Genomic DNA, 25772 nt, shown 5'->3' on the forward strand with positions numbered 1-25772 from the left:
AAGACCCGGTCGCGGTCAGACGAGGATCCGCGCCGGAACTTCAGTTTCGGCCTCATTTACCATGAAGAGGCGCTTATCCTTGCCTTGAAGCGCTTACATGCATGGTCGGTCAAAACTATTACCGATCTGTCAAATCAAAGCGGCGCGGCGACAGTCACGAACCGGCGCGACATCCCGCCTCGATCGGGGATATCCCCCGGTTTTCGTGCGATCGGCTTGCGATCGGGCCATGCTTCGGACATCCAGTTTCGCGAAATTTGCCGTCGCGCCACCGACACCCACTTCGTCGGAGAATGCCGAAGGTTTTCGATGTCTCCGCATTTTCGTTCGGCGAACCGATAACCGCCTCGTCGCGCGGATGGTCTAGGCTGGACTGCCTGTCATCGCCGAATCCTTGCCGTAGGTCAGGACGAGGACGTCCTTCGTGCGGCGTGCCGTGCGTCGCGCCACGAGACCGGGCGCGGCGTGGGGCTGCTGCGCGAGCCAGGACGTGTAGAGGCCTTCGAGCACCGCCGAGAGCCAGGGACCGTGGCGGCCCTCGATCGATCCGATCGTCGGGAGATGCGTGTGGACGATGCTGAGGACGCGCGCGGCCTCGTCCAGCGCGAGGCTGGCCCGGCCCCAGCCCAGATCGCTCAGCACCTCGTTGATCTCGTCCTCGAGGGCATCGAGGGTCGAGACGGGCGGCAGCGCCGCGCCGCGGGCCATGTCGGCACCGACGTCGCGCAGCAGGGCGTCCCGCTGGTCCGCGTCGAGCACGGAATCGAGCCGGGCGGCGAGGACCCGCAGGAACAGGCGCCAGCGCGGCCGCTGCGCCATCAGGTGGGTGTCGGGCGTGCTCATCACTGGATGGTCTCGAACAAGTAGCGGCCGAAGACGACCGCGCTGCCCTCGGAATAGTCGCCCGCGTGCTGGAACGCGGCGCGGCCGCCGACCCTGAACGCCTGGGACAGCCGGTATTCGAACTCGGCGGAGGCCGCGTAGGAGAGGCCGGTTCCGCGCTTGCCCGGAATGATGGCGGGGATCCCGGCATCGGAAGCGCTCAACAGGGCCTGCAAGCCGCGATCGTTCGGAAACACCGCGGCGGAGCGCTGGGCGAAGGATTGGTAACCGATCGAACCCGACAGCGTGTAGCTCAGGTCGGGGAGCGGCTGGTCGCGCCAGGAGACCGGCACCTGGAGGGCGACGTAGTTCTGCGGGCTGAAATAGCCGCCGCTCCCGAACGTGAAGGCGTTCTGGTTCTGCGCGTAGTCGAAATACGGCACGCTCAGGCCGACCCGCAATTCCTGCGGGCCGTCGATGTAGAGGCCGTAGGAGGCGCCGATCGCGGCCTCGACGAAGCGGTTGTCGCGCACGCGCTCGCCGGTGACGACGCCTCCGCCGGCCCCCGCATAGACGAACCAGCGCCCGGGGGCCCATTCCATCTGGGCGTAGCCGCGGTTGCGCACCACGCCGCCCCAGGTCGCCCCCGTGGCGGGATCGCGGGCGCCGCCGTAGGAGAGCGCGCTGTTGAGGATCGCCCGGCGCTCCGCGATCATCCGCAGGCGCAGCTCCGGGGTCAGGAGCGGCGCCGCCTCGACGCCGCCGACGACGTTGGTCTTGACGAAGCCGATCGGCGTCGTCCCGACATCGACCGTGAAGGAGCGGTAGCTGTAGGCCAGGTTGAGGCCGACGCCCTCCTGGGCCTGGGCCGCGGCGATCCCGTTCGGCAGGCCGAGGGCGGCCTGGGCCGGGTTCGTGCCGAAGCGCTGCAGCCGGTCGCCGCGGGGCGTGTTGCCGTCGATGGCCGTCGGCGTGACCTGCACCCGCAGGCGGCCGACCCCGCCGGGCGAGAAGCTCGCATCGATCGGCGCGGTGATCGCGCTCAGGCGACTCAGGCCACCCTCGCCGGACCGCCCGAGGAAGCCGAGGCCGACACGCATCTGGGGCGCCACCTCGTCCTGGAGGTCGGCGATGTCGCGGTCGAGGCGGCGCGCCAGGCTGTCGCGCTGGGCGTCGCCGATCTCGCCCAGGATGTCGGGCACGCGGCCGGACGCACCCTCCGCCAACGGGCCAGGACGGAAGGAGTCCCGGCCGCTGGTCCAGCGGGCCCCCTGGGGCACCACCGATGCGGCGCCCGCCGGCGCATCCTCGAGGGCGGCGACGGCCCGCACGTCGCCGTCCGAGCGGCTGAGCGCGCGGGCCGTGCGCAGGTCCTGCATCACCCGGGCCCGGTCGTCCAGGGCCTGCGCGACCAGGGCGGAGATCATGTGGGCGCGCGCATCGCCCGGTGCGCCCTGGACACCCTCCTGGGCGACCGCATCGGCCCGCGGCAGGTCCCCGACCGCGATCAGAGCCGAGACCGCGGCGCGGCGGACATCCATGTCGGCGGGATCGCGCGCGAGGAGCTCCTGGGTGATCGCCACCGCGCGGCCGAGCTCCATCCGCGAGACGTAGAGCCGCGCGAGCGCCATGTTCAGGGCCGGGCTGTCGGGATCGGCCTCGAGGCGACGGGAGAGCTGCACCAGCGCATCGGCGTAGCGCCCGTCGAGCCGCAGCCGGTCCGCGGCGGCGGCCGTCACCCCGTTCACGGTCGCGCTGACGGCCTTGCGCTCGTCCCGCGGCAGCGTGGCGGCGTCGATCCCGTCGAGCAGCTTCACGGCATCGTACTGGCGGTCCGCCCCGGCCAGCGCGTTGGCGTAGGCGAGGCGCTGCTGCAGCGACGGGGCGGGCGTCGTCGCGAGCGCGGTCGCCACGGCGTCGGCGGCGGCGGCGCGATCGTCCAGCCCGACCAGGGTCTGGGAGATCTCCAGGACGCGGGCGCCCGTCGGATCCGGCGCGGCGGCAAGGCCGAGCATCCGGGTCTTGAAGGCCTGACGGTTCATCTCCCGGGCCGCCTGCGCCACCTCGGCCCGCACCGCGACCCGCTGCTGGAGCGCGACCATCTGGGGCGTACGCTTGCCGGCGGGGACGCGCGCGGCGAAGGCGGCGGCCTGGTCGAGGTCCTTGACCTCGACCGCGAAGTAGAACGCGGCTTCGGGCCCTTGGGGATCCTGCCCGTCGGTGCCGACGGACGCCATCACGGTCCGGGCGTCGCTGCCGCGGCCCTGGCGCAGCAGCGCCCGGGCGAGTTCGAGGCGCAGCCACGGGTTGGTCGGATCGGCCTGGACCGCCGCCCGGTACAGGCCCGCCTGCGCCACCGGGTCGGCGACGCCGCGGGCCTGGCTGCGCAGCCGCTCGGCCCGCATCCGGCCGAGGGCCCGGGTATCGCCGACCTTGACGTAGAGTGCCTCGGCCTCGCGCTCGCGGCCCTGGCGGAGGAGGACGCCGGCCAGGCCGATGGTCGCCGCCGCGTTGCCGGGCTTCTTCGCCAGGGCCTGGCGGTAGGTCGCCTCGGCCTCCCGCGCCTTGCCGGACAGGGCCTGGATGGCGCCCATCTGGAGATAATAGCCCCAGTCGGGGTCGGAGCCGCCGAGCCGGCGCAGCAGGGCCTCGGCCTCCGCGTAGCGTCCGCGCCGGGTCAAGCGGGACACCTGGGCGTAGTGCGCGCGGATCTCGCGCAGCTGGGCTTCGTCCACGCCCTTGCCGCCGGAGACGGGCTCGGTGCTCTTCAGGGCGGACTGGATGCCCTCGGCATCGGTCGGGCCGAGCTCGAGCGCCTGCTTGAGGAGGCGGCGTCCCTCCTCGAACCGACCCTGCTTGAGCCGCAGGAAGCCCATCCCCGCCGTCGCGTCCGCATCCTCGGCGTTGACCGAGAGCGCCTTCGAGAAGTCCTGCTCGGCCTCGACGTAGAGCTTCTTCTCCAGCTTCTCGAAGCCGGTGGTGCGGGCCTGCCCGCCGACCTCCACGGGGGATTGCGGCGGATTGCGGATCAGCCCCAGCTTCTCGGCGATCTGGGCGTCGTTCGGGTGGCGCGCGGCGTAGGCCTCGACGGCCTTCTGGCTGTCGGCCGTGTCCGGCAGCCACAGCAGGGCCTGCTTCAGGGCGCGGTCCGCCTCCTCGCCGGTGGAGGCGTTGCCGGCCAGCCGCGTGAGCCGCTCGATCGCCTCGTCGCGGGTGGCTTCCTGGTAGGAGAGCAGGCGCGCATAGGCGAGCTGGGCCCGCGGATCGCGCGGATTGACGGCGACGATCTGGCCGAGACCTTCGCGGGCCGGCTCGAAGCCCGCGGAGGTGCCGCCGAGGGTCTGGTAGTATTCCGAGGCGTAGCGGGTCGGGGGCGTCGCGCCGTTGAACGCCTGCTGGTAGGCCTGGACCGCCAGGGTCGAGCGGCCCTGCTGGGCGAGGCTGCGGGCCTCCTCGAGCTTGGCGGGGTCGGGCTGGCCGACCTTGAGGTCGTGCTCGATCTCGGCGACGCGGGCATCCTGCGGGTAGGCCGCGCGCAGCCGCTCGAGGGTCTGCCGGGCCTCCCCGGTCTGGCCGGCGTCGATCTGCGCCTTGGCGAGCAGCGAGAGCGCGCCGGCGCTGGGATTGAGCGTGAGGATGCGGTTGAGGCTCTGGATCGCCCGGGCCGGCTGGGACTGGTTGCGCCAGTAGGTGGCCTGCTCGAGGAGGACCTTCTCGGGAACGGAGGGCTCCGGATCCGCCGGGGCCGCCGCGGCTCTCGGTACCTCGGGGGCCGGAACCCCGGCCGGTGCGGTCTCGGCCGCCGCGGGGGGGCTGCCTGCCGGCGGGGGAACCGGCGCGTCGGGGGCGGCCGGAATCCCGCCCAGGATCGCGGCCGGCAGCGCCTGTGCGCGCGCGCCGTCCGAGGGGACGAGCATCGCCGAGAGGGCGACCGAGGCGGCCAGCACGGCCCGGAGGCCGGCTTGGCCGAGCGGGTGCGTGCAGGAGCACCGGCGCGGCGTGGCGGATGAAGGAAGAGCGGGCTGCACGGTGGAACGGTCTCTCTCGTCGAGATCGGCGAACGCCGCGGCCTGGGCCCGGGACGCCGCTCGGTGCTGGGTGGGGCGGACGAGGTCGGTCATGATGGCGAGCGGTCTCACGACTCGATCTCGCGCATCCGGGCGCGGGCGCGCCGCCGCAGGGCCCGGTAGAGGACGAGGCCGAGCATGGCGGAGCCGATCAGCAGCACGGCGACGAGGCCGAGCGGCGAATCCTGGAAGTACCAGGACGGATAGAGCCAGTACGGCAGGTGCCCGACCGTGTAGGTGTCGCCGACCCGGAAGCTGACCGGCCGGCCATCCGTCATGATGGCGAGGTCGCCCTGGACCTTGGGCGCCTGCTCGGGATCGTTGAGGGTCGGAACGACGCTCTGCAGGGCCTCGGTCCCGCCGGCGACGATCGCGACGAGGCTGCGGCCGCGCGCCAGGGGGCTCTCGGCACCGATGAGCGCGGCGAAGCCGCTGGCGGGCGCGCCCTGCAGGATCGACTGGGCCGCCTCCCGGCGGTCCTCGCGCCCGAAATCGAGCGCCCGCCGCATGTTCTCGATCGGCGAGCTGAGGGCGATGCGGATGCGGTCGCCTTCGAGGCGGACCGGGCTGGTGCGCAGGAGATCCGCGCCGGCCTGGAGCCGGTCGAGGGTGCCGACCACGAGGAGGTCGCGGTTGGAGACGCCGGCGACCTGGTCGGGCCGCACGACGGCGACGCCGGTGGCGGGGTAGCCGGTCTGCGAGCCGAGGCGGCCCATGAGGTCGAGGAAGGCCTGGACCTCGCGCAGATCCGCCCGGGGCGGCATCACGACGGCGGTCTCGCTCAGATCGGCCATGCGGCTGAAGGGGAAGCCGCTGTTCACGAAGAAGGCGAGGTTCGGCAGGCTGGTGATGCGGCGCGCGCGGCTGAAATCGATCGTGCTGTCGGGATCGACGGCCATCCGCAGGTCGCCCGGAACGCCCGCGCAGGCGCCGCGGCCGAGGGGCCGCGTGTCGAAGGTGAATTGCAGGGCGTTCTGCCCGAACACGTCGTAGGCCGGCACGTCGATCCGGCGCGCGGTGCTCGCGTCGCCGCTGTTGAGCACCTGGCGCACGTCCTCGCCCTGGAAGATCGAGGGCAGCCACGCGTTCCGGCGGGTCGCGTCCTCGGCGAGCGGCATGCTCGCCAGGTAGATGTTGTTGATCCCCACATCGAGCCGGGACACGGCCAGATCGACGATCGGGCCGGGAGGCGCGCGATAGCGGATCTCGGCGGGAAAGCCCTGGCGGCGCCAGGTATAGAGGTCGGGGGCCGTGCGGAAGGGGACGCGCAGGGCGCCGGGGGCGTAGCCCGTGGCCTGGAGCTCGCTCGGATCGACGAGCTCGCCGAAGCGCACCGGGCGGTCGGTCGGAACCCAGGCCGGCGCGTCGTAGGGCTTGCGCCTGGCGAGGACAGGAGCGCCGACCACGGCCTGCTGGCCGCCGAGCGTCCGGCTGCCGAGGACGAGGGACCGCGCCGCGCTCACGAGTTCCTGCCCGTTGCGGCCCGCGACGAGGAGGAGCGAGCCGGAGGCGTCGTTGGGGTTCGGGACGATCGCGATCGTCGGCCCCTCGATGCGCCCGACGCTCAGGCCTGGAGGCAGGGTGTCGGCGGTCGCCACGACGATGCCGTTGCGGCTTGCCGGCAGCGCCGCCGAGACGGGGAAGCTCGCGCCCCGGAACCCGGCCATCTGGCCGAACCAGGACGAGACGATGCCGGAGCTCTCCAGGACGTCGTTGCCGGGATTCGCCTGGATGACGAAGGGCAGGACGGTCTGCTGCCGGTCGCGGGCCTCGAAGAACGGCAGCGGCAGGCGGCTGAGATCGCGCTGCGGCGGCAGGCGCACGAGGGTGAGCGTGAGCGTGCTGGTATCCGAGACCGTCGACCACAGCAGCCCGCTCAGCGGATCGTTGCAGGTCTCGGCGTAACGGCCGACGAACCGGAAGTTCAGGCGGTTGTCCTCGGCGAAGAACACCGGGTCGACCGGCATCTCGATGCCCTCGAAGCGCGTCTGCCCCTCGGTGGCCGGAATCGTGCCGACATATTGTTCGTTGAGCGTGACGGTGACGTTGCTGAACTGGGCCATCAGCGACGGGGACATCGCGCCGCGCAGCTTCAGGGTCGCTCCGGTGACGACCTCGTCGCTGCGGATCCCGAACTGCACGCCCTGCAATTCGCTCACGCCGCGCAGGGCCAGCGGCCCCTGGGCCCCGAGCTGGCGCAGGCTGAGGACGACCTGCCGGGTCTCCGCCGCCCGGGGGGCCGAGGCCGGCGCCGTTCCCTCGGCCGGCGGGACGGCCGAGGGAAGATCGAGGCTCGAGGCGCGGGGCGTCCCCGCGTCGGCGGACGGCATCGGGACGGACAGGGCGGGGGCGGACGACCCGGCTTGCGCCTGCCGGCCGGCGTCGGGGGTGCGCTCCCGGCCCGCGCCCGGCATCGTCTCGGGTGACGACGGGGCCGCTCCGAGGGCGTGCGCGGTCAAGCCCGAGGTTAGGGCGAGACCCAGAAGGACTCCACGGAACATCACGACTTCATCTCCATCTCGCCAGCCGACGCCTCGGAGGCGACGAACGTCTGCACGGTGGCGCCGCCGCCGGATTTCACGGACAGGCCCCGGCCAGCCGTCGATTTCGCGCCTTCAGGCAGGCGAAACAGGCCGCGGATGCTAACCAGGACCCGCCAAAGGCTGACCATCGGGCGGTCGGTCTTGAAATTCGACCAGTTCGCCCACGCATCCGCCCGGCCGAAGACGACCTGGACGATGCGCATCTCGTCTTCGATGCTTCGGGGCGCCCACATGATCTTGATGACATCCTGATAGCTCCGCAGCACCTGGGCGGGCACGACGAGTTCCTCGCCGCCGAGATGGAACCGGACCTCGAGCGGACAGCCGTTCGGAACGGTCCGGGGCAGGGCGCATTGCAGGTCGGCGCCGGTCTCGCTGAGGTCGCGGGTCGTGCCGGACAGGACCTCGCCGTCCGGAAGCCGCAGCTCGGCGTGGATGCTGGCCCGCACGCGCGCCAGGGCCCGGGTCTGCCGGCGCTCCCGCCCCACCGCCAGGGCCGCCATCACGATGAGGAGCGAGAAGGTCGCCCAGATGCTGTTGAGCAGCAGCGCCTGGAAGGTGACGAGGTCGTTGTCGACGACGATGAGCGAGACGACCCCGCGCGCGATGCCGGCGATGAGCAGCGCCGCCAGGACGAGGTTCGGATACACCGCTCCGAGATCGAAGTAGCCCTTCTCGAGCAGACCGCCCTTCGCCGTGACGTTGAACTTGCCGCGGCGCGGATTGACGAGCGTCACCAGGGTCGTGCGCACCAGGAACATCGCCAGGACGGTCTCGTAGATCTCGCTCCAGAACGAGTGCCGCCAGTTCCTCTGCATCCGCGAGTTGACCGCGACCGACAGGGCGATGTGGGGCAGCGCGTAGGCGGTGATCGCCAGCGGGGACGCCGAGACGATGTTCTGCCCCAGCAGAAGGAAGGCCAGGGGCGACAGCAGGAAGATGATCCGCGGGATCGCGAACAGGAAGTGGCCGCCGGCCTGGAGGTAGCAGATGCGCTGGGCCCAGGTGAGACCGCGGCCGAGCACCGGGTTGTCGACCCGCAGGATCTGGATCATGCCGCGCGCCCAGCGGGCGCGCTGGCCGATATGCAGGGCGAGACGCTCCGTCGCGAGGCCGGCCGCGAGCGGCAGCTTGAGATAGGCGCTCTCCCAGCCCTTGCGATGCAGCTTGAGCATCGTATGGGCGTCCTCGGTCACCGTCTCGACGGCGAAGCCGCCGATCTCGTCGAGGGCCGAGCGCCGCAGGACGGCGCACGACCCGCAGAAGAACGAGGCGTTCCAGAAGTCGTTGCCGTCCTGCACCAGGCCGTAGAACATGTTGCCTTCGGGCGGGACGCGGGTGCCGGCGGTCAGGTTCCTCTGGAACGGATCGGGCGAATAGAAGTGGTGCGGGGTCTGGAGCAGGGCGAGCCGCTTGTCCCGCACCATCCACCCCATCGTGACCTGCAGGAAGGCGCGGGTCGGGATGTGATCGCAATCGAACACCGCGATGTACTCGGCATCGGTGTGCCTCATCGCATTGTTGAGATTGCCGGCCTTGGCGTGCTTGTTGTCGGTTCGGGTGATGTATCCGACGCCGACCTGATCGGCGAACCGACGGAACTCGTCCCGGTTGCCGTCGTCGAGGATGTAGACCCGCAGCCTAGAAGACGGCCAGTCCATCATCGTACAGGCCAGCACCGTCGTCCGGACGATCGACAACGACTCGTTGTAGGTCGGAACGAAGACGTCCACCGCCGGCCACGCATCGACGTCGGCCGGCAATGGGACCGGCTTGCGGTTGAGGGGCCAGATGTTCTGGATGTAGCCGAGCACCAGGATCGTGACGGCGTAGCATTCCGCGATGATCAGCAGCAGGCCGAGGAAGCTCTCGATCGACAGTTCGACGGTGAGCGTATCCGTCACCCGCCAGAACATGTAGCGGAACGAGGTGAGAACCGAGAGCACGGCCAGGAAGACGGTGGTGCCACGGCCGCGCCGGCGGTTCGCTAGCAAGAACAAACCGAAACATACGACCGCGAGGATCGCCTGTCCTTTCGGTTCGAGCAGAACCGTCACGAAGATCAGCGTGAGAATCAGTCCGAACCCTGCAAGCAGCCATTCGATCAATTTTTGAGGGCGATCCGGATTTGCCTCGTTCGACGTGCCGTCCGATGGAAGAAATTCTGAACTCGTCGAAGGTTCGCTCACGCCTCTTCCCCCACTCTGGACCCCGCACGGCGTGGGGGCCCGGATTGCGCGATATCCGTGCAGGCATTCGATGTTGCTACTCAGTGTTGTGGCGATATGGTTAATGGATGGTTAAAGCCGGTCGGTGCGAATGCGGCTTGACTGTCCCGCACTGCCGATATGCGTCCATCAGCAAATTTCCGCGATTGCGCCCGCAGACATGAGCAGAGTTTTCAACTATCGCCGTGCATGAGAGAAAATTTCGACGATCGCCCAATAAATCGCGACGCGCCGCATCGATCGCATGTCAAGCAAGGCGAGCCTCGTTTCTACGAGGCCATTGATCACTGTCGGAGTGATACCAGTCCCCCGTTGATGAATGAGCGGAGGAATGGGTCGGGCGGGCCCGGTTCCGCTGCGATCGAGCGGCTGTGCGGCTTTCGCATCCGGTCCGGGGTTGATCGGCGGGGAATCCCGGATGAGCCGTGCGGCATCGATCGGCCCGGCTCGCCGAGGGCGGGACCAGCACCGGGTCGTAGAGGTTCGACCGGTAGCTGCCGCGCCCGGCCGACAGGCGGCGCGCGCCCTCCTCGCGGGAGAGGGACGCCAGCACGACGAGGGCATGCCGCACGAAACCGGGCTCGAACGCGACACCGGTCTCGAATGCGACCCGGGCGCCGCCCTCCACGCTCAGGCGGTCGACGCCGAGGCTTGTGGAATTGCGGGATCGCGCTGGTGTCGCCACGGCCGTTGGCGATGGTCGGCGCCCAGGTGAAGGAGCGCTCGACGCCGGTCAGCCCGCCGCCGACATTGCCGAACAGCGTGACGTGGTCGGCCCGATCGTCTTCCAGCCGCAACAGGCCGCCGCGGTCGTCGATGTCCGAGTATTCCCAGGGCTCCCCCGCACGGGGAGCGTCCATTCGCACGCAAGGCCGGCGGCGCCGCTCCCGGTCGAGCCTCGCCCCGTGCTCGATCGCCTAAACGGCGGCGACGATCGGTACGACGTCGAGGGCGGGCTCCGCCGGGCCGTCGCGATCCTGCTGCAGGCCCAGCATCTGATGCAGGAGGCGGCTCAGCTGCTCGGCCGAGTACGGCTTGTGCAGCAGCGTGAAGTCGTGCGTGTCCGAGCGCGCGAGAACGTGGCTGTAGCCCGAGGTCAGGATCACCGGAACGTGGGGCAGGCGCGTCCGCAGCTCGCGGGCCAGGGCGACGCCGCCGATCCCGGGCATCACCACGTCGGAGAACACGAGGTCGAATTGCCCGCCGTCCCCCGCGAGGACGGACAGCGCCTCTTCGGCGTTGGCGGCCCAGGTGGTGCGGTAGCCCAGATCCTCGAGGATCTGCGTCGCGAACTGGCCGACGCCGACATTGTCCTCGACCACCAGGATGCGCTGGCCGCGGCCGAGGGGCGCCAAGCCGCCGTTCTGCCTGCGCATCCCGGCCGGGCGCTCGTCGGCCGGGACCTGCGGCAGGTAGAGGGTGAAGGTGGTGCCGCGGGCAAGGGCGCTCTGCACGTCGACGTCGCCGCCCGATTGCTTGGCGAATCCGAAGACCTGGGACAGGCCGAGGCCCGTCCCCTTCCCGACGGCCTTCGTGGTGAAGAACGGCTCGAAGATCCGCCCGATCTGCTCGGCCGGGATGCCCGCGCCGGTATCGGTCAGCGTCACGGCCGCGAAGGGCTCCTGCGATCCGGCATGGCCCCGGATCGTGGGCAGGGCCACGCCGCAGGACACGCGCAGGGTCAGCGTCCCCTCCCCGTCCATGGCGTCGCGCGCATTGACCGCCATGTTGACGAGCGCGGTCTCGAACTGGCTGAGGTCGGCCCGGACGAGGCAGGGCGCGTCCGGCACGTCGATCACGACGCGCACCCGCGAGCCCGTCAGGGTGTCGAGCATGTCGGCGACCCCGCGCACCTTCTGGCCGAGGTTGAACACCTCCGGCTTGAGGGCCTGGCGCCGGGCGAAGGCGAGGAGCTGGCCGGTGAGCTTGGCGGCACGATCGACCGTCTCGGACACCGCGTCGAGGTAGCGGCGCCGGCGAGCCTCCGGCAGGTCGGGCCGGCGCAGGAAATCGACGGAGGAGCGGATGATCGTCAAGAGGTTGTTGAAGTCGTGGGCGACGCCGCCGGTGAGCTGGCCCACCGCCTCCAGCTTCTGCGACTGGCGCAGGGCCTCCTGGGCCTGGGCGAGCTCGGCCTGGCCGCGCAGCCGCTCCGTGACGTCGGTCACGAACTGGTAGCAGCCCGTACGGACGCCTTGTGCGTCGCGCAGCGTGCGGAAGTTGATCTCGTAGGCCGGTCGGGCGCGCCTGGCATCGCCGAACTCCGCCACCATGGTGATCTCCTCCCCCGCCAGGCCCCGGCCCCAGCCGATTCGGACCTGCTCCCGGTGCTCCGGCTGATCGGCGAGGAGGTCGAGCATGTTGTCGCCGACCTTCGGCCTCACGCCGTAGATCCGCTCGAACTCGTCGGCATTCGCCTTGTTGATCGCCAGGATGGTGTAGGCGAGGTCGGCCGCCATCACCATGATGTCGGTCCGCTCGACGATGGTCGCGAACAGGTTGCGCTCGGTCGTGCGGTCGGAGATCTGCTGCTCCAACGTCTCGTTGAGCTCCTGCAGCCGGCGCTCGCTCTCGGCGAGGCGCTGCTCGGCCTCCTTGCGCTGGCTCAGGTCGGTCGTCACGACGAGAAGATTCTTCAGTCCTCCCTTCGCGTCGTCGAGGCGCCGGATGCTGCTGCTCGCCCAGACCGACGACCCGTCCGGGCGCCGGTAGCGCTTGTCGAAGGACGGGCTGTGCCCGGTCGCGATCGCCTGCGCGATCTTCTCCCGGCTCGACGGGACGTCGGCGTCCTCCGTCACGTCGGCGACGCCGAGATCCCTGAGCTCGTCCGCCGAGCGCCCGAGGATGCGGCACATCTCGGCGTTCACGCGCAGGAAGCGGCCATCCGGCCCCACCTCGGACAGGCCGACCGAGGCGGCCGCGAAGATCGCCGCCAGATGCGCCTCGCTCTCGCGCAGGGCCGAGTCGGCGCGACCGCGCTCGATCGCGGCCTTGATGCGCTCGCCGACGTCCCGGATCAGATTCCCCTCGAAGGCGGTCCAGGCGCGGGGCGAGGCGCTCTGCACGGCGAGCAGGCCGACCCATTCCGCTTCCCGGAACAGGACGACGTCGACGAAGGCGCCGACCTGCCGGCTGGCGAGGCCGGCCCGGGCCTCGGCGCTGAACCGTCGATCGGCGCTCACGTCGTCGACGGCGACGACCGCCCCGTCCCGGTAGGCCGTCAGGAGGTCGGGGCCGAATGCCGCGAGCGAGTGCTCCCCCACGAGGGAGCCGACGCCGCGGACATAGTCCCGTTCGACCCTCATCAGGCTGCCGTCGATCTCGGCATAGAAGACCCGGCTCGCGCCCAGCTGCTCGCCCAGCCGCCGCGACGCGATCTCCGCGATCTGCGTCGGCGAGGTCAGGGTCCGCAGCGTGTCGCTGAGATCCAGCAGGAACGATTGCCGCTCCTCGTTGTCGCGCAGGACCGCGTCCGCCTCCCGCTGCCGGCTCTCGACGAGCACCGGGCCGGCGATCTCCCGGCAGGTGCCGTAGAGACCCTCGACGCCTCCGAGCGCGTCGCGCACCGGCACGAGGGAGAGCGCCATGGAGGCTCCGCCGCCCCCGATCCCGTGTCGATCCTGACGGCTGTCGCTCAGGGCGACCGTCCGGCCGGAGAAGGCGTCCTCCAGCATCGGCGCCAGCTCGGCCCTCGCCTCGTGCCACACGTCGAGCCAGTCGCGACCAAGAGCGCCCGGATGCTTGTCGCCGAGGAGCCGCGCATAGGCGTCGTTGTAGAGCAGCGTGCGCGCGGGCCCCCAGACGAGGAAGACCGGCTGGTCCGAGGCGAGCATCACCCCGACGAGGGTCGTCAGCGATCCCGGCCAACTCGCAGGATCGCCCAGCGAGGATCCCGTCCCGTCGTGCCCGCGCAGGATCGCACCCATCCTGCCGCCGTCGGCCGGCACAGCCTGGAGGCGCGGTGATGGGTTCGTTCTGCCGTGCATGACGTCCTGCGGCTGCCTGCCGGGTTGCGAGCGGCTCGCCCGGCGATGGACGTCCTCAGCGTAACGCAGGTCCGGTTCGTCGTACGAACCCGTACCGCCATCCGCAAGGGCGTGGGGGCGGACTCTACCCCGAAAGCCCCCCGCCGGGCAGTGTGACGTGATGCGTGGCGCTCCCGCGCGGTGCGCCGGCGCGACCGCAAGAGAGAATGGCCGCCCTTCGGCAAACGGCCTAACAACATTTAACAAGCTTGCGCCCGCGATCGGGACCACGGCATACAGGTGGCGGGTGGTCGGTGGCGACCGCCGGATCGTCGTGCGAGGAGATCCGATGCGATCGGCTGTTCAGGATGTCGCCGAGCCCGAGGCCGCCGGTGCCGCCAGGTCGTCGGGCCTCGCCGATGGCGTCTATCACGGCATCCTCACCGAGATCACCGGCGGCACCTACGGCGAGAACCAGAAGCTGCCGAGCGAGAACGAGCTGGCGGCCCGCTACAAGGTCTCGCGCCCGGTGGTCCGCGCCGCGCTCGAACGGCTGCGGCAGGAGAACGTCATCGTCTCCCGCCAGGGCGCCGGCAGCTTCGTGAGGAGCCAGGGCCGCGCCCCGGCGCTGGGCTACGCGCCGGTGGAGAGCATCGCCGACATCCAGCGCTGCTACGAGTTCCGCCTCACCATCGAGCCGGAAGCCGCGCGCTATGCCGCACTCCGGCGCAACGGCCCGGCGCTCGAGCGCATCGCCACCGCGCTCGACCTGATGAACACCGCGACGCGCCAGCAGCAGCACCGCGACGACGCCGATTTCGCCTTCCATCTCGCCATCGCGGAGGCTTCGAACAACCACTATTACGGCGCCTCGCTCCAGGCGCTGCAATCGCACATCGCCGTCGGCATGAAGATCCACGGCCTGGCCCTGCTCGGGCCGAATTCCGGTCTCCAGGGCGTGCTCGACGAGCACCGCGCCATCTTCGCGTCGATCCGCGACGGCGACGCCGAGACGGCCCGCGACCGGATGCACCGCCACATCTGCTCCTCGCGCGACCGGCTGTTCGAGGGGCGGATGCTGGACCTGTCGTTGTAACGGCCCGCGGCCAGCCGTGGCGGATGCGCCGGCGTGACGGCGCTTCGAGCCCCCGTCACGCCGGCCGCCACAAGGTTTCGCGCGCGGCCGGATCGAAGGTCCGGCCCTACCGATCCATGACCGCCCGCAATCCCGGACCGATCCGGTCAAGCGGCATCGGCCGGAAGCCGTGCCGGCGGAACCAGGGCCCGTTCCAGGCCGGCTCCCGGAATGTCGTCAAGGTGATCGCCGGGGCGTTCAGGCGCGCGGCCCACGCCCGGACGCGGTCGAGCAGCGCCGTGCCGATCCCCCTCCCCGATGCGCCGGCCTCGACGGAGATATTGTCGAGGAAGAGCAGGCCGTCGAGGAGGCGCGTGGCGGCAAAGCCGACGATCTCCCCGCTCGCGTCGTCGACCGCGACCTGCACCCGGCACGCCGCGAACCGGGCCTCGGTGAGGGGTGGTGAATCGGCCACGCCGGCAAGGCCGGGGACGGATCTGTAGCGCTCGCGGGCCTGCGCCGAGATGAACCGCAGCCGCGCGAGGCGATCGCCGTCCGGGGGATCCGGCCTCCGGTCGTCGCCGTCCGGAAGGGGCAGGTGGAAGCCCGTCATCATGACCTCGATCCGATGCCGCTCATCGTGACCCGCGGGCCAAGTCGGCCGCCGCGCGGTGCCGAGTCCGGCTGGCATCGCCGTGTGACGACCGCTTGACAAGTCCGCACCACCTCCCGTACGACATGACAAGTTTACAACAAATTCGATGCCTGTGAGGGCGTCGATTGGGGAGGATGGCATGGCCGATGCCGGTGGAGCGAGGGACGGGGGCACGATCCCGACCGTCCGGCGACAGGCCCGGCGATCCGGCGTGGTCTGTACGGTTGTCATGTTGTCCATGAAGCCCGGCAGCCGTCGCGCCGGCGTCCGGTCGGCCGGCCGCGCGTGAATCCGATGCCGATCCTGCGCCTCATCGCCGACGATCTCACCGGCACCCTCGACACCGCCGCCGGCTTCACCGGCCTCGTCGGGCCGGTCGAGGTCGCGTGGATCGGCGGGAGCCTGCCGGCGGAGGGTAGCCTCGCCCTCGATACCGGCACCCGCGAGCGGGAGGCGCGGGACGCCGCCCGGATCGTTGCGGCATCCGCCCCGATTCTCGCTGGCGCCGGGATCGCGTTCAAGAAGGTCGACAGCCTGCTGCGCGGCCCCTGGGCGGCGGAACTCGCCGCCTGTCTCGGCGACGGGCGTCCCGTGATCGTCGCACCCGCCTTCCCCTACCAGGGCCGCGTCACCCGCGACGGCCGCCAGTTCGCCCGTACGGGGACCGGCTGGGAGCCCGTCTCCGGCGACATCGCCGAGATCCTGCGCGCCGCCGGCCTGCCGGCGCGCCGCGCCACCGTCGCGGACGGGCTCGTCGAGGGCGTCGCGGTCTACGACGCGGCGGCGGAGGACGACCTCGACCGGATCGCCGCCCTCGCCCGGGGCGCGCCGGTCCTGTGGTGCGGCAGCGGCGGCCTCGCCGGGGCATTGGCACGTCACGCGCCGGCCCCTTCCGACGCGTCCCTTCGCGGCCCGGTCCTCGGCCTGTTCGGCTCGGACCGGCCGGAGACGGAAGGCCAGCTCGCGCATTGCCCCGAGCATCGGCTCGTGCTGGACGAGACCGCCCCGGCCGGGCTCGTCGCCGACCGGCTGGCGGCCGACGGGGTCGCCCTGGTCAGCCTCGCGCTGGCCGCGGGCCTCGCCCGGCACGAGGCCGCCGAGCGGATCGCCGCCGCCTTCGGGCGCCTCGTCGGCGCCTTACCCCCGCCCGGCACCCTGATCGTCGCCGGAGGCGAGACCCTGAAGGCCCTGTGCCTGGCGCTGCGCACCGAGGCCCTCGTCGTCACCGGCCAGGTCGCCCCGGGCCTCCCCCGCTCGCGCATGCGCGGCGGCCTGTGGGACGGCACCGCCATCATCTCGAAATCCGGGGCGTTCGGCACGCCCGCAATCTGGCGCGACCTGCTGCGGCAGAACGACTTCATCTCGGAAAGGACCGTCGCGTGACCCGTCACCTCGCCATCACCATGGGCGATCCCGCCGGGATCGGCCCCGAGATCATCGTCAAGGCCGCCCACAAGCTGAAGGACCGCCTGGCCTCCGGCGACCTCAAGCTCGTCGTCATCGGCAGCAACCCGGCGCTGAAGCGGGCGGAACGCGCGCTCGGCCTCGGCGTCGGGATCCCGGAGGTCTCCGGCGACGGTTCCTGGCCGGCGCTGTGCTGCCTCCAGGCCGACGCGGAAGGCGCGCCGATCGAGCCGGGCCGGCTCAGCGCCGATGGCGGCCGCTTCGCCTTCAAGGCGATCGAGCGGGCCGTGCATCTCGCCCTCGACGGCACGATCGGCGGCATCGTGACGGCGCCGCTCAACAAGGAGGCGCTGAACCTCGCCGGCTATCACTATGCCGGCCATACCGAGATGCTGGCCGACCTCACCGGCATGCGCGGCTCGGTGATGATGCTCGCCCACGGCAACATGCGGGTGAGCCACGTCACCACCCACGTCGCGCTCCAGGACGTGCCCAAGCGCCTGACGCCCGAGCGCCTGCGCCTCGTCATCGACCTCACCCATGCGGCGCTGAAGGGCATCGGGATCGCGAATCCCCGCATCGCCATCGCGGCGCTCAACCCGCATGCCGGCGAGGGCGGCCTGTTCGGCCGCGAGGACATCGACGTCAGCGCGCCGGTGATCGCCGGCAAGGTGGCGGACGGCCTCGACATCGTCGGCCCGGTCCCGGGCGACACGGTCTTCGTCAAGCTCCGGGCCGGCCAGTACGACGCGGTCGTCGCGATGTACCACGACCAGGGGCACATCCCGGTCAAGCTGCTCGGCTTCGAGGTCGACCCTCAGACCGGCCGCTGGGTCGACCTGTCGGGCGTCAACATCACGCTCGGCCTGCCGATCATCCGCACCTCGGTCGATCACGGCACCGCCTTCGACATCGCCGGGCGCGGCATCGCCAACGAGCGCAGCCTGATCGAGGCCATCGAATACGCCGAGCGCCTCGCCGCCAACGGTGTGATCACCCAGAGGAGCGCCGCGTGAATCCCTTCGCTACCGCCATCGAGATCGTCCGCCCCGACATCGACTTCGGCTCCGGCACCGTCGCCGCCGTCGGCCGCCGCGCCCGCGCGATGGGCGCCCGCAACATCCTGGTCGTCGCCGACGCCTTCAACGCCGCCCGGGTCGACCTCCTCGACCTGCCGGGCGAGGTGCGGGTGTTCGGCGAGGTCAAGCCCGAGCCCGACATCCCGAACCTCGACCGGGCGCTGGCGCTCGCCGAGGAGATCAACCCGGACCTCGTCGTCGGCTTCGGCGGCGGCAGCGCCATGGATCTGGCCAAGCTCGTGGCGGTGCTGCCGGGCAGCGGTCAGACCCTGCACGAGGTCGTCGGCCCCGAGAAGGTGCGGGGCCGCCGCATCGGCCTGATCCAGGTCCCGACCACCGCCGGCACCGGCAGCGAGGGCGGCACCCGGGCGCTGGTCACCGATCCGGCGACGCAGAACAAGCTCGCGGTGCAGAGCCGCTTCATGCTGGCCGACGCCGCGGTGATCGACCCCGATCTCACCATGACGGTGCCGGCCGCGGTCACGGCCGCCACCGGCGTCGACGCCATGGCGCATTGCGTCGAGGCCTTCACCAGCAGGAAGGCCCATCCGCTGATCGACCTCTATGCGCTCGAGGGCATCCGCCTCGTCGGCCGCTTCCTGCCCCGCGCCGTGCGCGACGGGGGCGACCGCGAGGCCCGGGCCGGGCTGGCGCTCGCCTCGCTCTATGGCGGCTTCTGCCTCGGGCCGGTCAACACCACCGCCGGGCACGCCGTCGCGTACCCGCTCGGCACCCGCCACCACATCCCGCACGGGCTCGCCTGCGCGGTGATCTTCCCGCACACGCTCGCCTTCAACGCGCCCGCGGTGCCGGAGAAGACCCGCCAGGTGATGGCCGCGCTCGGCCTGCCGGAGAGCGACGACGAGGCGGCGGTGGTCGAGGCGACCACGCGCTGGTGCGCCGATCTCGGCATCGCCATGCGCCTGTCGGCGCACGGGGTGCCGGCCGGCGATCTGCCCGCCATGGCGGCGGAGGCCCACGCCATCCGCCGGCTCCTCGACAACAACCCCCGCGAGATCAGCCAAGAGCAGATCCTCGCCCTCTACCACGCCGCCGGCTGAGGAGCGCTCCGTCATGACCGACCAAGTCTTCCCGCGCGGCGTGTTCTGCGCCGCCCTCACGCCCCTCGATTCCGATCTCAACCCGAACTATTCGGCCTTCACCGCCCATTGCCGCTACCTGATCGACGAGGGCTGCACCGGCGTCGCGCTGCTCGGCACCACCGGCGAGGCGAATTCGTTCTCGTCCGACGAGCGGATGCGCCTGCTGGAGGCCGCGCTTGCCGGCGGCGTCGCGCCCGCGCAATTGATGCCCGGCACCGGCGTCGCGGCAATCCCCGAGACCGTGGCGCTCACCCGCCACGCGCTCTCGGTCGGCGTCACCACAATCGTGCTGCTGCCGCCGTTCTACTACAAGGGCGTCTCCGAGGACGGGCTGGTCGCAGCCTATGCGCGGATCATCGAAGGCGTCGGCGACGACCGCCTGCGGGTGGTGCTCTACCACATCCCGCAGATGTCCGGCGTGGCGATCCCCCACGGCGTCATCGCGGCCCTGCGCGAGCGCTTCCCCGGCATCGTCACCGGCATCAAGGATTCGTCCGGCGACCTCGCCCACATGACGGCGCTGGTCGAGCGCTTCCCGGGCTTCTCGGTGCTGGCCGGGGCCGATCCGCTGATGCTGCCGCTCCTGAAGATCGGCGGGGCCGGGGCGATCACCGCCACCACCAATCTCTGCGCCCGCGACCTGCGCTTCGTCTTCGACCACCACGCCGATCCGGCCAAGGCGGCCGAGGTCGCGGCGGCGCAAGCCCGTGTCGTCGCCACCCGCGAACGCGCCTCGCGCTTTCCCCAGATGGCCTCGCTCAAGGCGCTCACCGCCGCGCGCACCGGCGACGCCGACTGGCACCGCCTGCGCCCGCCGCTGATGGCGCTGACCGAGGCCGAGCGCGGCGCGCTGCTGGGGTCGGGCGAGGGGCTGGCCCGGGCCTCCTGAGAGCGGCCCGGAAACGGCGCGCCGAGACGCCGGTCAGGTCTATCATCCCCATTACGGCCCCTTTCCCGGACGACTGAAGCGAAGCGGAAGGAGATCCGGGACCCAGCGCAAAAAGTCGCGAAGCGTCTGTCTGTTCGTAACGTCGCATCATACAGAGCCGCTTCGCGGCACGTTCTCTGCTGGTTCCCGGATCTTCTTCCGCTGATGCTCCAGTCGTCCGGGAAAAGGTGCGAACCATAAAATAATCAATCGCCCGAAGTATCACCCCGAGGACACGCCCATGCATGAATTCACCGAGGGCGAGAGCCTGACCATCGCGGTCATGGTGGTCGCCTACATCCTGTTCACCGGCTGGCTGACCCTGAAGCTGCGCAGCCGCACCAACGCCCAGTTCATGACCGCGTCGCGCTCGATGCCGGCCCTCGTCGTCGGCGTGCTGCTGATGTCGGAATTCGTCGGCGCCAAGTCGACCGTCGGCACCGCGCAAGAGGCGTTCAATTCCGGCATCGCCGCCGCCTGGTCGGTGCTCGGCGCCTCGATCGGCTTCCTGCTGTTCGGGCTCCTGATCGTCCGCCGGATCTACGATTCGGGCGAGTACACGATCTCGGCCGCGATCGCGCAGAAATACGGCAAGTCGACCATGATGACCGTCTCGATCATCATGATCTACGCGCTGCTCCTGGTGAACGTCGGCAACTACGTCAGCGGCGCCGCCGCGATCTCGACGGCGCTCCGCGTCAACATCCCGACCGCGATGTGCATCATCGCGGCGGTGAGCACGTTCTACTACGTGTTCGGCGGGCTCAAGGGCGTCGCCTGGGTGACGATCCTGCACAGCGCGATCAAGGTCGGGGGCATCGGCATCATCCTGTGGGCCGCGCTCTCGGCCACCGGCGGCATCGCCCCGATGCAGGCGGCTCTGCCCCCCGAATACTTCACCTGGGACGGCAAGATCGGCGCCGCCACCATCTTCGCCTGGACCTTCGGCACCGTCGGGGCGATCTTCTCGACCCAGTTCATCGTCCAGGCGATCTCCTCGACGAAGAGCGCCTCGGCGGCCCGGGCCTCGGCGCTCTACGCGGCGGCGTTCTGCCTGCCGCTCGGCCTCGTCCTGGCGCTGATCGGCTTGGCCGCCAAGACGCTCTATCCGAGCATGAACAGCCTCTACGCGCTGCCGATCTTCCTGAAGAACATGCACCCGCTGCTCGCCGGCGTCGTCACCACCTCGCTCGTCGCCTCGATCTTCGTCAGCGTCAGCACCGTGGCGCTCGCCATCGCGTCGCTGGTCGTGCGCGACTTCTACGTGCCGTACTGGAAGCCGGAGCCGGCCCAGGAGCTGCGCATGACGCGGGTGTTCTCGCTCGTCATCGCCGTGGTGCCGCTGGTCTTCGTGTTCTTCATCCCGGAGATCCTGAAGCTGTCGTTCTTCACGCGGGCCTTGCGCCTGTCGATCTCGATCGTCGCGATGGTCGGCTTCTACCTGCCCTGGTTCAGCTCGAACCGCGGCGCGACGCTGGGGCTCCTCGGCGCGGCGCTCGCCACCACGGCGTGGTACGCGCTCGGCAACCCCTACGGCATCGACAACATGTACATCGCCGGCCTCGCGCCGCTCGTCGTGATGGGCATCGAACGCGCCTTCCGCTGGGGCGGCAAGGAGCAGGCCAAGGCGCAGGCCGAGCCCGAGCCCGCCCGTCCCGCCACCACCGCCTGATCCCGGAGAGACACCGATGCTCGACACCATCCAGACGCCGATGGACCGCACCGGCGAGGTCCGGCCGGTCGCCGGCGACCCGCTCCGCCGCGAGGCCTTCATCCCCTCCCCCTGCGTGCAGAACCACGCCGCCAACATCCTGCCGCTGCGAAACGGCGACCTCGCCTGCGTCTGGTTCGGCGGTACGCAGGAGGGCATGGCCGACATCTCGGTCTACGGGTCGCGCCTGCCCGCCGGCAGCGACACCTGGACCGACGCGCAGAAGCTCTCCGACGATGCCACCCGCTCGGAGCAGAACCCGATCCTGTTCGACGCGCCGACCGGCGCGCTCTGGCTGATCTGGACCGCGCAGGTCTCGGGCAACCAGGACACCGCCCTGGTGCGCCGGCGGATCTCGCACGATCACGGCGTGACATGGGGTCCGATCGAGACCCTGTTCGCGCAGCGGGAGGGCTGCGGCACCTTCGTGCGCCAGCCGCCCGCGGTGCTGGGCAACGGCACCTGGATCCTGCCGATCTTCCACTGCCCGAGCGTACCCGGCGCCAAGTGGGTCGGCGACGACGACACCAGCGCGGTGATGATCTCGTCGGACCAGGGGAAGACCTGGCGCGAGGTGGCGGTGCCCGACAGCACCGGCGCCGTGCACATGAACGTGCTCGCCCTCCACGACGGCACGCTGCTGGCGCTCTACCGCAGCCGCTGGGCCGATTCGATCTACGAGAGCCGCTCGACCGATGGCGGCGAGACTTGGTCGGCGCCGGTGCCGACGGCACTGCCGAACAACAACTCGTCGATCCAGGCCACCGTACTCGCCAACGGCCATGTCGCGCTGGTCTTCAACGCGACCAATGCCGAGGCCGCGACCGAGCGCCGGGCCTCGCTCTACGACGAGATCGAGGACGAGGAGCCCGCGCCCGCTGCCGCCCCGGCGGCTCCGGTCGATCCGGCCAAGCGCACGGCGTTCTGGGGCACGCCGCGGGCGCCGCTGACGCTCGCGATCTCGCCCGATGGCGGACGGACCTGGCCGCACCGGCGCGACATCGAGGTCGGCGACGGCTATTGCATGACCAACAATTCCCGCGACCGCTCGAACCGGGAATTGTCCTACCCCTCCGTGACCCAGACGCCGGACGGGGCGATCCACGTCGCCTTCACGTATCACCGCCAGGCGATCAAGCACGTGCGGGTGAGCGAGGCCTGGGTGTCGGCCGGTGAGTGAGACGGCACGCCATGCCCTCGTCACGGGGGCGAGCTCGGGAATCGGCGCGGCGATCGTGGCGCGGCTCCTCGACGGAGGCTGGCAGGTCACGGGCGTGAGCCGCAGCGCGGGCGGGCCCGCGCATCCGCGCTACCGCCACCTCGCCCTCGACCTCTCCGACCTCGACGCGATCGCGCCGGCGATCGGCGGCTTGCGGGTCGATGCCCTCGTCCATGCGGCCGGCCTGCTCCGGGTCGGCCGCCTCGGCGAGCTGGCGCCGGAGGATGGCGCCGCGATGTGGCGGCTCCACGTCGAGGCGGCGACCCGGCTCGCCGACCTCCTGGTGCCCCGCATGGCGGCGGGCGGACGGGTCGTCCTCATCGGCAGCCGCACCGCCGCGGGCGCGGCCGGACGGAGTGCTTACGCGGCCTCGAAGGCGGCCCTCGTCGGCCTCGCCCGGTCCTGGGCCGCCGAGCTGATGCCCCGCGGCATCACCGTCAACGTCGTCGCGCCGGCGGCGACAGAGACGCCGATGCTGACCGATCCGTCGCGGGGCGCCGTCGCGCCGAAGCGTCCGCCGCTGGGCCGTTTCATCCGGCCCGAGGAGGTCGCGGCCGCCGTCGCCTACTTCCTGTCGCCCGAGGCAGGGGCGGTGAGCGGCCAGCAGCTGGTGATCTGCGGCGGCAGCTCGCTGTGACGGATCGTGTTCCAGGGGAGCGGATCACCGCCGCGTCCCGCATCGTCTTCATCGCCGCACCCGGACCATGTCGGCATCGGGTGCCGACGGTCCGGCGTGTGATCCCCGGGACCCGTCACCGCGCCTGCGCGGTCCGGCGCGAGCGGCGCTCGGCCTTGCGGGTGGCCGTCTCCCGGAGATGCTGCTCGATGGCGTCGTTGGCCCGGCCGCGCATCGCCCGGATCGCCTCGACGTCGTCGAAGGTGTCGGGGAAGCGGCGCGACAGCCAGAGATAGGCGCTCGCGAGCTTGACCGTGCGCTCCTGGTAGTCGAGCTCGCCGCGCAGGTTCGCCCGCAGGGCCGGGACCCCCAGGCCCGCCGCGCGCGCCTGGGTCCAGCGCTCCAGCACCGACATCGCGACGTCGTCGCGCCGGTCGATCGGGCAGACGGAGAACGCGAATTTCTCCTCGATCGGCAGGCGCGCGCGATCGACCAGCCGGGCGACCTCGAGAATCTCCTCCAGGGCGGAGGGCTGGAACGGCGAGCCCGCGTAGAAGGTGGCGCGGGCGAAATGCGCCAGCACCTCGCGCAGGCTCTGGGTCTGCATCTCCTCGGCGACCGAGCGGATCGCGATCAGGTCGGGCCGGACGAAGAAGCGGGTATCGGCCGCCGGCGCCGTCGGCGCGCCGCCGAGCGCGGTCTTCAAAGGCGCGATGCCGGTCTCCTCGCAGGCCGCGACGTAGCCGACCTCCTGATGGCCGTAGCGACCGGCCCGGCCGGCGATCTGCCGGATCTCCGAATTCGTCAGGGCGCGCTCGCCGACGCCGTCGTACTTGCGCACCGCCGAGAACACGACGCGCTGCAGGGGCCCGAGATTCAGGCCCATGCCGATCGCGTCGGTGGTCACCAGCACGTCCGCCTCGCCGGTCCGGAAGCGCGCGGCCTCGGCCCGCCGCACCTCCGGCGAGAGCGCCCCGTAGATGGTGGCGACGCGATGGCCGGCGGCCACCAGCACCTCGCGGTTCTCGTGCACGGCGCGACGCGAGAAGGCCACGACGGCATCGCCCGGCGCGACCTTCTCGAGCGGCACCGGCTGCTCCAGCAGCACGAGCGGCGTCTTGCGGACGAAGGTGACGACCTCGAGCGACTCGCGCGCCGCCTCGGCCGCCCGCCGGACATACGCGAGGGCGTCGTCCGACCCGCACACGATGACGGTCTTGGCCGGGACGCCGAACAGCGCGTTGGTCCAGGCCCAGCCGCGATCCGGATCGGACAGCATCTGGATCTCGTCGATCACCGCCACGTCGACGGGGCGCGTCAGGTCCGCGGTCTCGATCGTGCGGGCGGTGTGGGTCGGGCTCGTCTCGCCCAGGACCTCCTCGCCGGTGACCATGCCGGCGCGCAGGCCCCGCTCCAGCAGCGCCTCGTAATTCTCCAGCGCCAGGAGGCGCAGGGGCGCGAGATAGGTGCCGGTCGTCGCCTCGGTCAGCGCCTTGAGGGCGGCGTAGGTCTTGCCCGAATTGGTCGGGCCCATGTGGAACACGATGCGCCGGCCGAGCCGGCGCGCCGCGGTGAATTTTTCGATGTAGGCGCCGAAGCCGACCCGATCCCGCAATTGCCGGAGACGGGAATCCTGGCGCGCCACCGTCCTGGCGCGCTTGCGCACGGGGGTGAGGGTGTGGAACAGCGACCCGCCGAGGTCGTCGTTGAACGCGAACGGACGCGATCTCAGCGAGCGGTCGAGCTGGGCGATATACGTCGAGGCATCGGCCCCGACCTCGCGCAGGTCGAGGCGGATCTGGTCGCGCAGGCGCTCCACCGGCCGGCGCATCGCGCCGGTGATCCGTGCATGCACCTGGGCGACGGCCGCGCGCAGATCCTCGATCCGCCAGGTCGGATCGTTGCGATGCGCCATGCCGCGCAGGATGGCGGTGGCGGCCGGGTCCGACGGGGCATCGATCCGCAGTTCCAGGCGGCCGTCGTCGAGGATCGGGATCGCGATCCGCACCTGCCAGGCGATGGCATCGCCGTTCGAGACCGTGGCCCGGAGGCTCGGCACCGACCGGCGCAGCGCCTCGATGCCGGTCTCGGCGAAGGCGCGGCTCGCCTTCATCGCCTTCAGGGCCCGCGCGACCCGCCCCTCCTCGACGTAGCCGCCGAATTCCGGCAGGCCGAGATGGCCCCGCAACGCCTCGAGATCGACCGACCGGGGCGGCAGCCCGAGACGGGCGACGATCTGGCCGAGAATCTCGGACGTGGGTTGGACGCGCCTGCGTGCCACGAATCAGTTCCTCTCTTCCCCGCACCGCCGCCTGGGCGCCTGCCGACCACGTCGCCCAGTCAGGACCCGCGAGCCT

15 protein-coding genes are annotated in these 25772 nt (G+C 71.2%); 8 read left to right on the forward strand and 7 right to left on the reverse strand.

Annotated elements, in window-relative coordinates; translation table 11 throughout:
* Nucleotides 1-363: 363 nt before the first annotated feature.
* The 5 genes from bcsD to miv_RS28690 all read right to left on the reverse strand — a co-directional run bounded on the left by bcsD (nt 364) and on the right by miv_RS28690 (nt 13586).
* Nucleotides 364-843 carry a cellulose biosynthesis protein BcsD gene (gene bcsD, locus miv_RS28670; protein WP_058618086.1) on the reverse strand — a complete coding sequence of 160 codons (480 nt, stop codon included), beginning with the start codon at nt 841-843 and terminating at the stop codon, nt 364-366.
* Nucleotides 843-4961 (reverse strand): cellulose biosynthesis protein BcsC, encoded by a 4119-nt coding sequence (locus tag miv_RS28675; protein WP_207180337.1) that lies wholly within the window; start codon nt 4959-4961, stop codon nt 843-845. The genes bcsD and miv_RS28675 overlap by 1 nt, the downstream gene beginning before the upstream one ends.
* The gene (gene bcsB / locus miv_RS28680) at nt 4958-7390 is read right to left on the reverse strand and encodes a cellulose biosynthesis cyclic di-GMP-binding regulatory protein BcsB (RefSeq protein ID WP_082171766.1); all 2433 of its coding nucleotides are present in this window, start codon (nt 7388-7390) and stop codon (nt 4958-4960) included. Before bcsB ends, miv_RS28675 begins: the two co-directional genes overlap by 4 nt.
* On the reverse strand, nt 7390-9540 hold the full coding sequence (bcsA, locus tag miv_RS28685; RefSeq protein ID WP_207180338.1) for a UDP-forming cellulose synthase catalytic subunit: 2151 nt from the start codon (nt 9538-9540) through the stop codon (nt 7390-7392). The genes bcsB and bcsA overlap by 1 nt, the downstream gene beginning before the upstream one ends.
* 1037 nt (nt 9541-10577) lie before the next feature.
* The gene (locus miv_RS28690) at nt 10578-13586 is read right to left on the reverse strand and encodes a PAS domain-containing protein (protein ID WP_244748764.1); all 3009 of its coding nucleotides are present in this window, start codon (nt 13584-13586) and stop codon (nt 10578-10580) included.
* Nucleotides 13587-13974: 388 nt separating this feature from the next.
* Between miv_RS28690 and miv_RS28695 the strand changes: the two genes are divergently transcribed.
* On the forward strand, nt 13975-14721 hold the full coding sequence (locus miv_RS28695; protein ID WP_048461144.1) for a FadR/GntR family transcriptional regulator: 747 nt from the start codon (nt 13975-13977) through the stop codon (nt 14719-14721).
* A gap of 106 nt (nt 14722-14827) precedes the next feature.
* On the opposite strand, the gene miv_RS28700 is transcribed toward miv_RS28695, so the two are convergent.
* Nucleotides 14828-15316 carry a GNAT family N-acetyltransferase gene (locus tag miv_RS28700; protein WP_207180341.1) on the reverse strand — a complete coding sequence of 163 codons (489 nt, stop codon included), beginning with the start codon at nt 15314-15316 and terminating at the stop codon, nt 14828-14830.
* Between the two features lie 333 nt (nt 15317-15649).
* Between miv_RS28700 and miv_RS28705 the strand changes: the two genes are divergently transcribed.
* The 7 genes from miv_RS28705 (at nt 15650) to miv_RS28735 (ending at nt 23436) form a co-directional block, all read left to right on the forward strand.
* Nucleotides 15650-16738 (forward strand): four-carbon acid sugar kinase family protein, encoded by a 1089-nt coding sequence (locus miv_RS28705; RefSeq protein ID WP_207180342.1) that lies wholly within the window; start codon nt 15650-15652, stop codon nt 16736-16738.
* Nucleotides 16735-17775 carry a 4-hydroxythreonine-4-phosphate dehydrogenase PdxA gene (pdxA, locus tag miv_RS28710; protein ID WP_207180343.1) on the forward strand — a complete coding sequence of 347 codons (1041 nt, stop codon included), beginning with the start codon at nt 16735-16737 and terminating at the stop codon, nt 17773-17775. The genes miv_RS28705 and pdxA overlap by 4 nt, the downstream gene beginning before the upstream one ends.
* The gene (locus miv_RS28715; protein WP_207180344.1) at nt 17772-18899 is read left to right on the forward strand and encodes an iron-containing alcohol dehydrogenase; all 1128 of its coding nucleotides are present in this window, start codon (nt 17772-17774) and stop codon (nt 18897-18899) included. Before pdxA ends, miv_RS28715 begins: the two co-directional genes overlap by 4 nt.
* A gap of 13 nt (nt 18900-18912) precedes the next feature.
* A complete protein-coding gene (locus miv_RS28720; RefSeq protein ID WP_207180346.1) occupies nt 18913-19830 on the forward strand; it encodes a dihydrodipicolinate synthase family protein in 918 nt (305 codons plus the stop codon).
* Between the two features lie 280 nt (nt 19831-20110).
* Nucleotides 20111-21541, forward strand: coding sequence for a sodium:solute symporter family protein (locus miv_RS28725; RefSeq protein WP_207180348.1), 1431 nt, complete (start codon nt 20111-20113; stop codon nt 21539-21541).
* Nucleotides 21542-21557: 16 nt separating this feature from the next.
* Complete coding sequence (locus miv_RS28730; protein ID WP_207180350.1) at nt 21558-22760, forward strand: sialidase family protein; 1203 nt, start codon at nt 21558-21560, stop codon at nt 22758-22760.
* Nucleotides 22753-23436, forward strand: a complete 684-nt coding sequence (locus tag miv_RS28735) for an SDR family NAD(P)-dependent oxidoreductase (protein ID WP_207180352.1) — start codon at nt 22753-22755, stop codon at nt 23434-23436. Before miv_RS28730 ends, miv_RS28735 begins: the two co-directional genes overlap by 8 nt.
* Nucleotides 23437-23551: 115 nt before the next feature.
* Here the strand turns inward: miv_RS28735 and miv_RS28740 are convergent, their stop codons facing one another.
* The gene (locus miv_RS28740) at nt 23552-25696 is read right to left on the reverse strand and encodes a helicase-related protein (RefSeq protein ID WP_207180354.1); all 2145 of its coding nucleotides are present in this window, start codon (nt 25694-25696) and stop codon (nt 23552-23554) included.
* Nucleotides 25697-25772: the final 76 nt, after the last annotated feature.

This window comes from Methylobacterium indicum (assembly GCF_017347565.1).
In the GTDB taxonomy this organism is placed as follows: Bacteria; Pseudomonadota; Alphaproteobacteria; order Rhizobiales; family Beijerinckiaceae; genus Methylobacterium; species Methylobacterium indicum.